Source organism: Duganella sp. OV510, from assembly GCF_900100205.1.
Taxonomy (GTDB): domain Bacteria; phylum Pseudomonadota; class Gammaproteobacteria; order Burkholderiales; family Burkholderiaceae_D; genus Rugamonas.
Genome location: NZ_FNEQ01000001.1, coordinates 609,925 through 623,541 on the forward strand (window position 1 = coordinate 609,925; position 13,617 = coordinate 623,541).

Here is a 13,617-nt window from a genome sequence, read left to right on the forward strand (position 1 = left end):
ATAACGGCACGCAGTATAGTCGTGGCTTGTGTCGAATACCTCACCGTTCAGGCCAATATATATGCAAAACACGCCAATCTCAGAAACTGTTTCCGTGCATTTTACGCAAGAGATGCTGGCGTTTATGCGTGCCGGCCAAGGCCAGCAGGCGGTGGCCGAGACCCTGGCTGACGCCGGCATCCCGGCCTCGCTGCTGGCGCAGCCGGAGGCCCGGATCACCCGCCGCCAGTATGTCGCGCTGTACAAGGCGATCGCAGCGCAGCTGGACGATGAGATGCTGGGCCTGTGGTCGCGGCCTATCCGCAGCGGCACCTTGAAATACCTGATGCTTAGCCTGCTCGACACGCCCACCATCATGGTCGCGCTCAACCGCTTTGTGCGTTTCTGGAATCTGCTGCTGGATGACTACCGTTTGCACATGGGCCGCAAGGACGGCGTGATCCGGCTGTCATTGATCGCACGCGCGCCCGGCGCCAAGGTCAATCCGCTAGGCCACGGACTGATGATGAAACTCGTCCATGGCGTCGCTTCGTGGCTGCTGGGCAGGGAAATCGCGGTGCACAAGGTGGCGTTCTGCTTCGCGCGGCCGCGCTATGTACAGGACTATGTTTTTCTGTTTCCGGGTGGCGTAAGTTTCGATGCGGCCGACACAACCATCTGCCTCGACGAGAAGGATTGCGCCTCGGCCTTCAAACGCGAGAAGCACCAGCTGTGGGGCTTTCTCAAGCGCGCGCCCGAGGACTGGACATTCGCGGCGGTGAACCGCACCTCGCTTGCGGCGAAGACGCGCATGTTCCTGGAGCCGCGCATCATTGATCCAGTCACCATTCAGGAACTGGCCGACGCGCTGCATGTCTCGGTGCGCAGCCTGACACGCAAGTTTGCCGACGAAGGCACCGCTTTCCAGCGGGTGAAGGATGAACTGCGGCGCGACATCGCCGTGCACAAGCTGACGCATTCCAACGTCAGCGTGGCGACGCTGGCGCTGGATCTTGGCTTTTCCAATTCCGCAGTCTTCTGCCGCGCCTTCAAGCAATGGACCGGCAGCAGTCCCACCGATTACCGCAAGGGCGCGCGTGACATCGAGTAAGGCTTATTCGCCCGGATGATAGCGGCGTTCGAGATGCTTCTCGACGTCCGCTTTATAGAACAGCACATCCTTGAATTCGCCACGCGCATACATCGCCGCCTGGTCGTTGAAGTGCGGCGACGCCGGATCGCCGCTCTGCCCGCCGGCCAGGATGCTGCGCGCCTTGATGCGCGGCCCGAACTCCACCGCCGCCACAAAGCTGTTGCCGCGCTCACCGTAGATCCGCTTTGTCTTCTGCTTGGAAGTCATGCCGTAGGCCGCCAGCGAGCCCCAGTTGGCCGACGCAAAAGCCACCGGCAAGCTAGGCTTGCTGTCATCAAACGGCTGCACGATATCGCCAGTCAGGCGCTGGAAACGATTGATCTCGCCCCATGGCGTTTGCCAGTTGCCGAAATCGGCCGTCAGTTTCGCCACCGCGCGTTCCAGCGCATCGATACGCTGTTGCGGCGTCAAGGCGGCCTGGATGTAATCGAGTACCGGCACTTCCTTGACCTTGGCGGCCGGCTGGTAAGTGTTCAATAAATCCTGCGCCCAGAAGACGGCCAGCGAAGTGCTGGTTGATTCCAGCGAGTAGCGCATGTCCCACGCGCGCAGCGCCTTGATCTGCGGCGCCAGCGCGGCCTTGCGCCCATCCTCGGACGGCAGCGCATCGTAAGCGGCGAACAGCTGCGGCAGCAGCGACTCAAACGCTGGCAGTTGCGTGTCGTAGGATGCGGCAATCAGGCTATCGATGGTGAAGTCCTTTTTGTTTTCCAGCACACGCACGGCGTGGATGCCGCGCGGATTTTCCGGAAACACCGACATATAGGCCGGATAGTCTTTCACTTTCGGGCTGTACGCACCGGCCGCCGTATAGGGCCAGTTGTTGGTGTTCTGTATCCAGCCGTTCTTCGGATTGAACAGCGTGATGGTTTCCTTCACCTCGTGCAGGCCGTGCCACTCGGTGGCCGGATTGCTGCCGTCAACCGGATGCTTCCAGTCAAACTGTGGATCGCGGCGCGGGATGAAGTTCCCGTGGAAGTAAGCGATATTGCCGTCGGCATCCGCATACACCGTGTTGTTGGACGAGTTGGTGCGCAGTTCCATCGACTTGTAGAACTGCTTGTAGTTGCGCGCCTTGGTACGGATGAAAGACTGCGTCAATGCCTTCAGCGGCTCGTTCATCAGGCGCACGGCTACCCACTTGCCATCCCTGGCGCGAACAATCGGGCCGTGGTGGCTGTAATAGACGCGTACCGTCTTGCTGGCCATGCCGTTGGCGGCTTTGTATGGCAGGGTGATGTCGACAGGCTTCAGTGGCCGTTGCTCGTCGCCATACTGATAGAAGAACTGGCCGTCCTTCTCCGAAATGGTTTCAAGGTATTCGTCAATCACGTCGCCGCCGCCGGACGTGTGCATCCAGCCGATGCGGTCATTGAAACCCTGGTAGACAAAGAACTGGCCCCAGGTCACGGCGCCATACGCATTCAGCCCTTCCTGGCTTTGCACCTGCACTTCGGGCCGGAAGTAGAACGAAGTATGCGGATTAATCATCAACAGCGCGCGCTTGTTCTTCGTCAGCGCAGGGGCGATGGCGAAGCCGTTGGAGCCGCCCGGCTCCTTGTCCAGATCCACGCCGTCGACGGACGACATCAGCACCGGCGGCATCAGCGGCAGCCTGGCGCCGCCTTCGTACAGCGCTTGCAACTGCTTGATGTCGATGGTTTCGATATCGCCGCCGATGCTGCCTTCGCTGAAGCTGAGCGCCATCCATGGCTCGAAATGCGTCAGCAGCGCAGGTTTGACGTCGGGATGCACTTGCAGATAGAAGTTCAGTCCATCGGCCCAGGCATGCATCAGCTTTTTCAGCCAGACTGGTGCGATGGCGTACTGCCGCTTCAGTTCATCCGGATTGATGAACAGTTTCATGCGCAGATCTTTATACAGCTCCGCCTCGCCCTCCACTTCCGCCAGGCGGCCCATGGCGTTGATGAAGTTCAGCTCGACCCTGTGAAAGTCATCCTCTGCCTGGGCGTAGACCAGGCCGAACACCGCATCGGCGTCGGTCTTGCCGTAGATGTGCGGGATGCCCCATTTATCGCGCAGGATGGTGACGCGCTTGGCGGCGGCCGTCAGGCGCGCCTCCTCGCTCACCGCAGTCCTGGGGACTGCGGGCGCTGCAACCGCCGCGCCCATTGACACCACACAGATCAAGGCTAACGGCGCTTGCAGTTGCTGCATAAGGACTCCAGTAAATCAGGCGTTGACCAGTTCCGAGATGCGGCGTTGCAGGACGGTGATCTCTTCCAGCAAAGCGGCGTTCTTATCACGCAGCGCGATGTTTTCGGCGCGCAGTTCCTGCACGTCCATTGGAATGTCGCCATAGTCGGCTGCCGATGCGGTCTTCGGCTCTTTCGCTTCCCTGGCCGGACGCGAAGCGGCACGCAGGTCGCGCACTTCCTTGGCGGCCTTCTGCAATTCCTTCTTGCCGCCGGCAACCGCCGCCAGTTGCGCCTCTTCCGGCAGCGACGCCACAGTGGCGGCGGCGTTGATCGAGATGGTGCCGGCGCGGACAGCTTCCACCAGTTCCGGCGTCGCCGTTTTCTGGATCTTTTCGATCTGGCCGATGGTGGCACTGCTCAGGCGCGCGGCGCGGGCGATGTCCTCACGCGAGGCCAGCGGCATGGCGGCCGGCTTCCTGGCCGGCGCTTCGCCCTCTTCCGGCGGCGCGATCTTGGCGTCTTCGGCGGCGGCTTCGGCAGCCAGCTCCAAAGCGCGCGCGCTCATGATCTCTTTCTTGCGCAGCGCCAGCACGCCACGCTGGTAGTCGGAAATGCTGCGGCGGCCCAGGTTGTTATCGATCATCCACAGCTTGACATCTTCCAGGCTGCGGAAGCTGGTGTTTTCAATCGCCTTGAATGGAACGCCGTGCTCCTGGCAGATCTGGTAGCGGTTGTGGCCGTCCACCAGCACGTCTTCCCACAGCACCAGCGCATCGCGGCAGCCTTCCGTCAGAATGCTGCGCTCCAGCGCCTGATATTCGCTTTCAGTCAGCGGCTCGATATAAGCACGCAACACGTCATTAATTTTGATTTGCATATCTATCCTTGGATTACCGGCGCGAACGCCGTCCAGCATGCTACACCATCCGGCCGCCCGCCAAAAGCATCAACTTGCAAGATGGCTACTAAGGCAATTTTAAGAAAGCTGCTTTACCATTCATTCCAGTCAAACGTGCTTTCTCCGCCAATTGACGCAAAGCCCCGACAGGTTCCCCGCCTGCTCGGGGCTTTGTCTTTTGCGCTTTAACAACAGACATTCCACTCTGACAACGACAATAAAATACTTTCATGTTAAGTTACATGCATTGATAGCAATTAATCGTTCCTTGGAGAAATAACATGATTGCAAAAATGTCTCTTAAAGTCGCCGCCTTCGCAGTGGCTGCCGCTTGCAGCAACATCGCCGGCGCCGTGGTTACCGACCTTACTGGCCAGTACAGCCTGACTGGCAGCGCCACCGCAGTGGTCGGCCATGCGAATGAGTATGTGTTTAATTATGCCGTGACCAATGTAGGCCAGGGCTATGCAGGTTCGCAAACCGGGCTGGATGGCTTCACGATTTACATTCCCAACAGCGCCACCATACTTAACGTCAGCGTACCATCGTCGTTTCTTGCTGGCCAGGGCTACTGGACCAGCGGCGCCGCGCCGGGACTTGATCTGTCACTGGGTAATGGCGACCTTTCGCAAAATATGGTCGCATCGCCCGGCTATCAAGCCTTCACTTTCTGGGGGCAGTACACGGGGTCGGTGTACCAGCAAGGCAGCACCGCCAATTTCAGCATCACGCTGGGCAATGTAGCGCTGGGCACCAACACGGTTGGCATTTCCAGCTACTACGGCAACCAGGCGCCGCCGCCAGGTCAGCAATTTGTCACCAACCAGTACGGCAACTACACCACGTTCACCACCACCAGCATTTCGGCGGCGGCAGTGCCGGAACCGGAAACCTACGCGATGCTGCTGACAGGACTCGGCCTGATGGGCTGGACCGTGCGCCGTCGGCGCAGCCAGGGCTGACCATAAAAACGCGCTACGGCGCGTTTTTTTATGCCATGATGCAGTTCCATCATTAGGGATTTGACATGATTAACTACATCATCCGTGTCGCTTACGCCGAAGCGCAGCCCGGCACTTACGATCAATTGAATGCCGAGCTGGCGAAATACAATGTCGCCGGCGCCATCAAGGCCGACGACGGCAAAGGTTATTTTCTGCCGCAGGGTGAATACTGCTACAGCGGCAACGAGCCGATCAACGAAGTACGCGATGCCATCCACCGCCTGGCTGCCACCGTGCAGCCGGAGCCTTCGGTGCTGGTGGTGGAAGTGACCACGCTGGCGTGGAGCGGCTTCCGTCTGGTAGACGCCGCTTAAGGCGCTTTGCCGATCAGGCGTATCAATCCCTCTCCCAGGCTGCCGCGCCAGTGATAGTAATCGTGGCCGGCGGCAAACTCCCTTTGCTCCACCTGATAGCCTTTGGCGCGCAGCACGTCACGCAGATGACGGCTGGTTTCCAGGATGCCAAAGCTGCCGTTGCGCCCTACTTCAAACAAGCCTGCCTCCAGCAGGAAGCGTACCTTGCGCGGCGGCGCGGCGGCATATTCGCGCGTCAGCCATTCTGCCTCCTGCTCCGGCGGCGCCCACCAGAATGAGCCGGACTGGCTGTACACATTGCCGAACCATTCCGGGTGTTTGAGTCCCGCCCAGGCAGATGCGAGACCGCCGTAGCTGGCGCCAGCCACCACGGTGTTGGCCGCGCCGGCATGCACGCCACGCGCTTTCGCCCAAGGCATCAGCTCTTCCGCCAGGAAGCGGGCGAAGGCCGGATTCGGCGGCAGCTCGGCGCCGCGCGTTTCCGCGCTGGGATTAGCGATCAGGATGGCGGCGGTGGGCGGCAGTTTGCCGGCGGCGACCAGCTTGTCGAGGATCGCCGGCGTGGGCACATCGGTGGTGTAGTTCTCGGCGTCGAACAGCACCACCAGCGCATTGCCCTTGGCGCCGGGCCGGTAGCCATGCGACCGGTACAGATAGATGTCACGCTCGTTGCCCAGCGCTTTGCTGGCCAGGCGCAGTCTCTCCAGTTGGCCGGCTGGCACGCCTTCGCGTGGCTGCACCCAGTCTTGCGACGGCGCCGCCGGCAGTTCCAGCACCGAGGCGCCATCGTATTTATCGAGCGTCTTCTCAGGGAAGCTGCGCGGATTGAGCGGATCGCGCTGCACCGTCGCCAAAATGGCGCGGCGGCGCTGGCTGGCCGGCGCGTTCAGCTCCGGCACATCCGGCGCCAGACGATAGCTCAGGCGCGTACTGGCGGGCACGCGGTAGCTGCGATACCAGACATCGCTATTCCCCAGGCGCGACATCTCGTCATGATCGGCCGACGGCGCGCCGAGAATACGCACGTTGCGAGTAGCGCCGCGCCACAAGAACGTCAGCAACAGCTGGTCCTTCGGCAAACCGGCCACGCGCTCCACCAGCGGCCCGCCTTGCGCCGCCACCTCGCGCCAGAATGCGTCAAGGACAGCAACGCCGGAACCGAACGTGCTGGCGGTCGAACCGGTGGCAGCCGGATCGCCGACGGAGGTGACGGCGGCCCGGCCAGCGGAGGCAGCCAGATTGGCGGCGGCCACACTTTGTTCAAGGCTTTGCTGCAAAGCCCGCAGGCGCGGGCTTTCGATGACTGGCGCTGGCGCCACCTGCGCCGCCAGCGGCACCTGCTGCAACACGCTCAATTCATAGCTGCCCGCTTCCGGCGCACGCACATCCAGCACATACGGCCCACGATCACCGGCGACAAACATAAACTCCTGCACATCGCGCCGTCCCTTGGCCAGGATCTGCGCACGCTTGCCATCGCGGTCCAGCAGCACCAGCCGCATCGCCTTACCGGCCAAACGCCCTTGAACAAAATCGCCCTCGGCCAACCGCACCGGGTGCTCGCGATGCGTCTGCGCCTCCAGCGCGCCGCTGAACACCTGCGCCTGTGCCACCACGCCCAGCCAGCACAAGGCGGCGACAATTAACTTGCGTAAGCCGCCCATCATCAGAACTTGGTCAGCAAGGACAGGAATACGCGGCGGCCTTCCTCATTGAAGTCGGACGATGAAGTGCGCTGGTCGCCTTTGTCACCAACATTCAGTACGCCGGCGCTGACCGTCAAGGTCTTGCCCCAGTTGTACGCACCACTCAGGTCCGTTACCGTGTAGGCGGATTTCTTCACCAGGTTCAAACCATTGGACGGCACGCTCAGATACTGCTCGCCGATATAGCGCGCGGTCGCCGTGGCGCTCCAGCTATCGGTCGGACGCCAATCCAGCGCCACGTTGGCCGTATGCCTGGGCCGGTAAATCATCGGCAGCTCCTTGACGCCGCTGGTGTTTTTCGCATCCGTGTATGTGTAGTTGGCGCGCACCGACAGCTGCGACGACAACTCCGCCCGCACACTGCTCTCCAGGCCCTTGGTGCGCACCTTGGCGATATTCTGGTAAGCGAAAATCGGCCGGCCATCCGGCAGGAAGCCAACGAAGTTACTGTAGGTTGGCGCCAGCACGCGGTCCGCCGTGCGGCTGGTGATGTCGATCATGTCCTTCAGATTATTGTGGAACACGGTCACGCCGCCACCAACCTTGCCGTAGTCGAACTGCGCACCCAGCTCCTTGCTGGTGCTGGTTTCCGGCTTCAGCGCGGCGCTGCCGACGATGTAGCAACCGACCGTCGCGCTACCGCACGATACCGAGCCCCAGTTCTGGCTGCCCTGCAGCAGTGTCGGCGCACGGAAGGCGCGCGCCAGGCCGCCCTTCAGCGTGATGTGCTGATCGACGTGATAAACCAGATAGGCACGCGGGCTGTTATGGCCGCCGAAATTCTTGTGATGGTCGTAGCGGTTGCCGACGGTGAGCTTCAAATCATCCAGCAGCGTGATTTCATCCTCCAGGAACAGCGCATACTGGTTCACCGAAATATTCGGATTGCTGCGATAGTCCGGCGTGCCCGGCAAGCCGGTGATATTGGCCGGATCATGCAGCTTCTCGCGCCGCACCTCGCCGCCCACCGTCACCACCTGCCGCGCGGATTCCCACGGCAGTACCAGCTTGCCATCCAGGCTGCTGGTATTGGCCTTGTTCGGATTGGTCTGGCCGGTCACCGTACCAATCAGGTTGCGCGTCTCGTCCAGATTCAGCGTCACCGACGAGCGACCGAAATCATAGCTGCCGTTATGGCTCAACGAGGTCGCCTCGCGCTCCAGCACGAAACCGCCATGGTCGCGGCGACTGGTATCGTAGCCCAGCTTCACATCCTGGCCGGCCGCCGGTATCCACGACAGCATCGCGCCCAGCTGGCGGTTGGCGATCAGCGGAAAGCCGGTCTGCGTAACACCGTTGACCGGCGCATTGACCTTGCCATCGCCGTCACGCTTGTCATAGCCGGCCGAGACGCGCAGGCCCAGCACATCCGCCACCAGCGGACCGCTGACGCTGACGCTGGCCGAGCGCGTATCGCCCGCTTCGTTATCATTCGGCTGCACCGTGTCCAGCTTCAGCGAGCCGCGCCATTTCTGGCCCACCTTGCGGGTGATGATGTTGACCACGCCACCGATCGCATCCGAGCCATACAGCGACGACATCGGCCCGCGTACGATCTCGATGCGCTCGATCTCGCTGGTCGGCACCCAACCGGTGTCATAGTCATTGCCGCGGAAACTGACGCTGGTGGAGTTGACGCGCTTGCCATCCACCAGGAACAGTGTGTACGCCTGCCCCAGCCCACGCAATTGCACGCCCGGCACCAGATTGCCCGAGCGCGACAGCGACACGCCCTCCACCGTCCCCAGCAGCTCGGCGATTTCCAGCACCGGACGCTTTTCGATGTCGGCGCGGGTAATCACCGAAATGCTGGCCGGCGCATCCTGCAGGCTGTGCTCCTGCGCGGACGCAGTCACCACCACGGTTTTCAGCTCCTCGGCGGACGTTTGTGCCAGCGCAGGCAGCGAAAAGGCAACGCCGATCATGGCGGCAAGCGGCAAACGGCGTAAAACTGGGGACTTCATGGGACTCTCCATATAAGAATAAGAATGATTCGCATTATCAAAACAAGCGAAGTGTGTCATACTCTTATCGAAGAGATATTTGCAGGAAAAAATAAAATGTATGAATCAGCACAAAACAGCCCACCGGCGTGCGGCAGCACACGGTTTGTCACGCGCTCGGACCTGGTCCGCAGCGCCGGGCTGTTGGGCGCCGGCTACACATTCAATAACAGCGCGCCGGGCGAAGAGCAAGTGCTGCACGGCCAGTTCGACACACTGAAGCTGCGTCCCGGCCTAATTCTGCACGCCGCCAATGTGCGCGACCTGCGCACCATGAACACCAGTAACAGCCTCAATCCCGGCATCAAGATCGTGCTGCTGGTCGACGGCGCCACCGACCTCTCGTTCGGCCACCACCGCTTTCATCTGGGCCCGGCGTCGGCCAATCCGCAGCATCGGCATGGCGGCGCGCTGGTCAACCTGGCGGAGGAAGACCTGTTTTCGCGCCGCTGGCAAGCTGGCCGCAGCGAACGCAAAGTCAGCCTGACGTTGATGCCGGAATGGCTGCACGAAGGCGGTTTGCAGGAACACGCGGCGCACGGCGCGCTGGAAAAATTCGCACATGAGCATCTGGCGCGCCAGCCATGGACAGTGTCGGCGCGCGCGCGCCAGCTGGCGAGGGAAATACTGGAACCGGCAGCCTACCTGCCAGGCTTGCAGCGCCTGCGCCTGGAAGCGCGCTGTATCGAACTGGCGGCGGAAGCGCTGACCGCCATTGGCGAAGCGGATGCCGTGTCCGACGGCTTGCGCCGCGTCGACCGGCAACGCCTGATGAAGCTGGAAGAATTATTACGTGGCGCGACTTGCGCCTATCTGTCGATGGCCGATATCGCGCGTGAAGTCGGCAGCAACCCGGTGTCGCTGCAAGCGCTGACCAAGCGCGCGTGGGGCGTGACGGTATTTGAACGGCTGCGCCAGATCCGCATGGAGCGCGCGCATGAAATGCTGCTGGCAGGCGCCAGCGTGATGCAGGCCGCAGAAGCGGCAGGCTACTCTGCGGCCACCAACTTCGCCACCGCTTATCGGCGCCGCTACGGCGCGACGCCACGCGCGGCACGCGGCGCTGCTTAGTTAGTTGCGGTAGTTAGTTGCGGTAGTTACTTGGGATAGTTACCTGCGGCTGGCTTCCTTGGCCGCAGCCTTGATGTCGGCGCAGGACATTGGCTTGCCATTCTTCGCAGCTTCTGCCTCCAACTGCTGGCAACCCTGGTAGCTATGCCAGAACACCAGCACATAACCAGCCACGCCCAGCACAATAGCAACCATCGCCGCAGCCAATCCCAACTTCACAACTTTTTCAGACGCCATTTCTCAACTCGATCAGCAAAAGAGCGCCATGTTAGCATGCGACGGCGCGTCAGCCATTGCACCCCATCGTCGATATAGCTGAACACCACCGGAATCACCAGCAGGCTAAGGAAAGTAGACGACAACAAGCCGCCGATCACCACCACGGCCATTGGCGCGCGGAAGCTTGGATCGCTGCCCCATCCCAGCGCCACCGGCAGCATGCCCGCGCCCATGGCGATGGTGGTCATCACAATGGGGCGCACGCGCTTGTGGCAGGCATCGACGGTTGCCGCCCAGCGGGTCATGCCCTGCGCACGCGCGATGGCGATGTAATCGACCAGCAGGATGGCATTTTTTGTCGCGATACCCATCAGCATAATCAGTCCGATCATCGACGGCATCGACAGCGCCGATCCGCTGACATACAGCGCCAGGAACGCACCCGGTATCGACAACACCAGCGCTGCCAGTATGGTGACAGGCTGCGCAAAATCCTTCAACAGCAGCACCAGCACCGCATAGATGCATAGCACGCCGGTCAACATGGCGATGCCGAAGCCGGATGCCAGTTCCGCCATTTGTTCGGCGTCACCCATCGCGCTGCGCTGCACGCCCGGCGGCAAGGCGCGCAGGCTGGGCAAGGCCAGCGCCGCCTGCTCGACGACACCAAGCGGCAGCTCATTCAACTCGACCTGCAAATTGATGTTGCGCACCCGGTCATAGCGCGCGATCTGGGCCGGTCCGCTGCCCAACTCCAGGGTGGCGACATTTTCCAGCGCCACCGGCCCACGCGTGCCGGCCACCGGCAGGCGTTTCAGCGTATCGAGGTCGCTGCGCGCCGACGCTGGCAAGCGCACCACCACCGGCACCTGGCGCGCGCTGAAATTCAGCCGGGCCAGATCCTGTTCATAATCGCCGCTGGTCGCCACCCGCAATGCATCGGCGATGGCGGCGGATGTGACGCCCAGGTCGGCCGCGCGGGCAAAATCTGGATGCACCAGCAGTTCCGGCTGCACCAGTCCAGCACTGGAGGTCACACCACCGATGCCAGGAATGGTCCGCAATTCACGCGCCACCTGAGCGGCATGCCGCGCCAGCAGCTCGCCATCCTCGCCGGACAAGGCCACCACATAGTTTTCACTCGAACCGCCGGAACCCACGCCGACGCGCACTCCCGGCAGCAGCGCCAGCGCATCACGCAGTTGCTGCTCGACCTGCTGGCGGCTGATGCCGGGTCGCTCGCTGCGGTGCGCCAGTGTCAGCGTCAGGACTGCGTTGCGCACATCGGCCGCGCCGGGCATCTCATCCGGATCATCACCACCCACGCTACCGGCGCCCACGGCGGTGTACATCATTTTCAGCTGGCGGTTATCTCGTATCAAACTGCGCGCCCGGTGCGCCGCCGACAGCGTATCGGCCAGCGTAGCGCCCGGCGGCAGCGTCAATCGCACCTGGGTTTGCGCCACATCGTCAGGCGGGATGAAGGCTTCCGGCAGCCGCGATGCCATCAACAGCCCAACCAGCATGAAGCCCAGCGCCACCAGCATGGTTCTGGCGCGATGCCGCAAACACCATTGCGCCGAGCCGAGATAGCGAGCCATCCACCAGGGTTCGACCGCGCCCTCCGTTGTGTGCGGCTTGAGCATGTAGGCCGCCATCATTGGCGTCAGCACCCGCGCCACGATCAGCGAGCAAAATACCGCCACTGCGGCTGTCCAGCCAAACTGCACGAAGAACTTGCCCACCACGCCGCTCATGAAGGCGGTCGGCAGGAACACGGCAATCAGCGTGAAGGTGGTGGCGATGACGGCGAGGCCAATTTCATCGGCGGCCTCCATCGCCGCCTGATACGGTGTCTTCCCCATGCGCAGGTGGCGGGCGATGTTCTCTATCTCGACGATGGCGTCGTCCACCAGGATACCGACCACCAGCGACAGCGATAGCAGCGTGATGACATTCAGCGTGAAGCCCATCAGCTGCATGACGGCGAAGGTCGGGATGATCGACAATGGCAAGGCCACCGCCACCACCAGCGTCGCGCGCCAGTCGCGCAGGAACAGGAACACCACCAATACCGCCAGTGCCGCGCCTTCCCACAACAGGCGTATCGAACCGTCGTAGTTTTCCTCCACCTGATCGACGAAGTTGATGGTTTCGGTGATGCTGATGCCCGGATGCCCGGCTTTGAGCTGGTCCAGCGCCGCGCGCACGCCGGCCTGCACGTCCAGATCGCCGGCGCCACGGGCGCGCGTGATCTCGAAGCCGACCACCGGCCGGTCGCCAAGCAGCGCGGCGGAACGTGGCTCGGCCACCGTATCGCTGACCTTCGCCACCTGGCTGAGACGAAGGCGGCGACCGTCCGGCAGTGCAATTTCGATCTGCCCCACCTGTGCGGCCGTCTGTACCGTGGCGATGGTGCGCACTGATTGCTCGATTCCGCCGATGTCCGAACGACCGCCAGCGGCATCCAGCTGCACCTGGCGCAACTGGCGCGATACGTCGGCGGCGGTCAGGTTCAATGCAAGCAGCTGCGCGGGGTCCAGCTCCACTCTCACTTCGCGCGTAACGCCTCCCACGCGCCCCACCAGGCCAACACCCGGCACGCCAAGCAGCGTCTTGCTGACTTCATTATCGACGAACCACGACAGGGCTTCATCGTCCATGCGCGGTGCGGCCACCGTGTAGGTCAGGATCGGCGAACCGGCGAAGGTGGTTTTCTTGATCACCGGATCACGCAGGTCGGCCGGCAGATCGGCGCGCACGCGCGCCACCGCGTCGCGCACATCGTCAACCGCTTCCTGCACCGGCTTCTCCAGCTGGAATTCAACCGAGATATTGGCGACGCCGTCGGTCAGCATGGTGTTGATGTGACGCAGGCCCTGCACCGTGGCCAGCGAGTTCTCGATCTTGCGCGCGACGTCATTCTCCAGCTGCGTCGGCGAGGCGCCGGGCAAGGCGGCCATGATGGTCACCAGCGGCAAGTCCATATCGGGAAAGTTCTGGACTTTCATCGCGCGGAAGCCTAGCAGGCCGGCCAGCGTCAATAGAATGAACAGCAGGATGCCGGGCACCGGATTGCGGATCGACCAGGAGGAGATATTCAGGTTCATG

The 13,617-nt window shown here is 62.2% G+C and carries 10 protein-coding genes; 4 read left to right on the top strand and 6 right to left on the bottom strand.

The features are described 5' to 3' along the window. Positions 1 to 94: 94 nt before the first annotated feature. The gene (locus BLS51_RS02795; protein WP_229207404.1) at positions 95 to 1,090 is read left to right on the top strand and encodes an AraC family transcriptional regulator; all 996 of its coding nucleotides are present in this window, start codon (positions 95 to 97) and stop codon (positions 1,088 to 1,090) included. A 3-nt stretch (positions 1,091 to 1,093) separates the two neighbouring features. Here the strand turns inward: BLS51_RS02795 and BLS51_RS02800 are convergent, their stop codons facing one another. Together BLS51_RS02800 and BLS51_RS02805 are read right to left on the bottom strand one after the other, a co-directional pair. Next, positions 1,094 to 3,310 (bottom strand): acylase, encoded by a 2,217-nt coding sequence (locus BLS51_RS02800; protein ID WP_090178642.1) that lies wholly within the window; start codon positions 3,308 to 3,310, stop codon positions 1,094 to 1,096. A gap of 15 nt (positions 3,311 to 3,325) precedes the next feature. Next, complete coding sequence (locus BLS51_RS02805; RefSeq protein WP_090178636.1) at positions 3,326 to 4,168, bottom strand: hypothetical protein; 843 nt, start codon at positions 4,166 to 4,168, stop codon at positions 3,326 to 3,328. Between the two features lie 302 nt (positions 4,169 to 4,470). Here BLS51_RS02805 and BLS51_RS30095 point away from each other — a divergent pair, with 302 nt between their 5' ends. Together BLS51_RS30095 and BLS51_RS02815 are read left to right on the top strand one after the other, a co-directional pair. Next, positions 4,471 to 5,151, top strand: coding sequence for a PEP-CTERM sorting domain-containing protein (locus BLS51_RS30095; RefSeq protein WP_090178633.1), 681 nt, complete (start codon positions 4,471 to 4,473; stop codon positions 5,149 to 5,151). 65 nt (positions 5,152 to 5,216) lie between these two features. Further along, positions 5,217 to 5,507: a hypothetical protein gene (locus tag BLS51_RS02815; RefSeq protein WP_090178628.1), complete on the top strand. Its 291-nt coding sequence runs from the start codon at positions 5,217 to 5,219 to the stop codon at positions 5,505 to 5,507. On the opposite strand, the gene fes is transcribed toward BLS51_RS02815, so the two are convergent. Further along, on the bottom strand, positions 5,504 to 7,174 hold the full coding sequence (fes, locus tag BLS51_RS02820) for an enterochelin esterase (protein WP_229207403.1): 1,671 nt from the start codon (positions 7,172 to 7,174) through the stop codon (positions 5,504 to 5,506). The two genes, BLS51_RS02815 and fes, sit on opposite strands and share 4 nt — an antisense overlap. Continuing rightward, on the bottom strand, positions 7,174 to 9,177 hold the full coding sequence (locus tag BLS51_RS02825) for a TonB-dependent receptor domain-containing protein (RefSeq protein WP_229207402.1): 2,004 nt from the start codon (positions 9,175 to 9,177) through the stop codon (positions 7,174 to 7,176). Before BLS51_RS02825 ends, fes begins: the two co-directional genes overlap by 1 nt. A 96-nt stretch (positions 9,178 to 9,273) precedes the next feature. On the opposite strand from BLS51_RS02825, the gene BLS51_RS02830 reads away from it, so the two are divergent. Beyond that, positions 9,274 to 10,287 (top strand): helix-turn-helix transcriptional regulator, encoded by a 1,014-nt coding sequence (locus BLS51_RS02830; RefSeq protein WP_175472500.1) that lies wholly within the window; start codon positions 9,274 to 9,276, stop codon positions 10,285 to 10,287. Between the two features lie 39 nt (positions 10,288 to 10,326). Here BLS51_RS02830 and BLS51_RS29180 read toward each other — a convergent pair whose 3' ends face one another. Next, on the bottom strand, positions 10,327 to 10,506 hold the full coding sequence (locus BLS51_RS29180; protein ID WP_139168634.1) for a hypothetical protein: 180 nt from the start codon (positions 10,504 to 10,506) through the stop codon (positions 10,327 to 10,329). After that, positions 10,503 to 13,616, bottom strand: coding sequence for an efflux RND transporter permease subunit (locus tag BLS51_RS02835; protein WP_175472501.1), 3,114 nt, complete (start codon positions 13,614 to 13,616; stop codon positions 10,503 to 10,505). The genes BLS51_RS29180 and BLS51_RS02835 overlap by 4 nt, the downstream gene beginning before the upstream one ends. Between the last annotated feature and the right edge of the window lies 1 nt (position 13,617).

Coding starts and splice junctions, on each gene's coding strand:
- fes (WP_229207403.1), bottom strand. CDS start 7,174: ATGATGGGCGGCTTACGCAAGTTAATTGTCGCCGCCTTGTGCTGGCTG.
- BLS51_RS02825 (WP_229207402.1), bottom strand. CDS start 9,177: ATGAAGTCCCCAGTTTTACGCCGTTTGCCGCTTGCCGCCATGATCGGC.
- BLS51_RS02830 (WP_175472500.1), top strand. CDS start 9,274: ATGTATGAATCAGCACAAAACAGCCCACCGGCGTGCGGCAGCACACGG.
- BLS51_RS30095 (WP_090178633.1), top strand. CDS start 4,471: ATGATTGCAAAAATGTCTCTTAAAGTCGCCGCCTTCGCAGTGGCTGCC.
- BLS51_RS02800 (WP_090178642.1), bottom strand. CDS start 3,310: ATGCAGCAACTGCAAGCGCCGTTAGCCTTGATCTGTGTGGTGTCAATG.
- BLS51_RS02815 (WP_090178628.1), top strand. CDS start 5,217: ATGATTAACTACATCATCCGTGTCGCTTACGCCGAAGCGCAGCCCGGC.
- BLS51_RS02835 (WP_175472501.1), bottom strand. CDS start 13,616: ATGAACCTGAATATCTCCTCCTGGTCGATCCGCAATCCGGTGCCCGGC.
- BLS51_RS02805 (WP_090178636.1), bottom strand. CDS start 4,168: ATGCAAATCAAAATTAATGACGTGTTGCGTGCTTATATCGAGCCGCTG.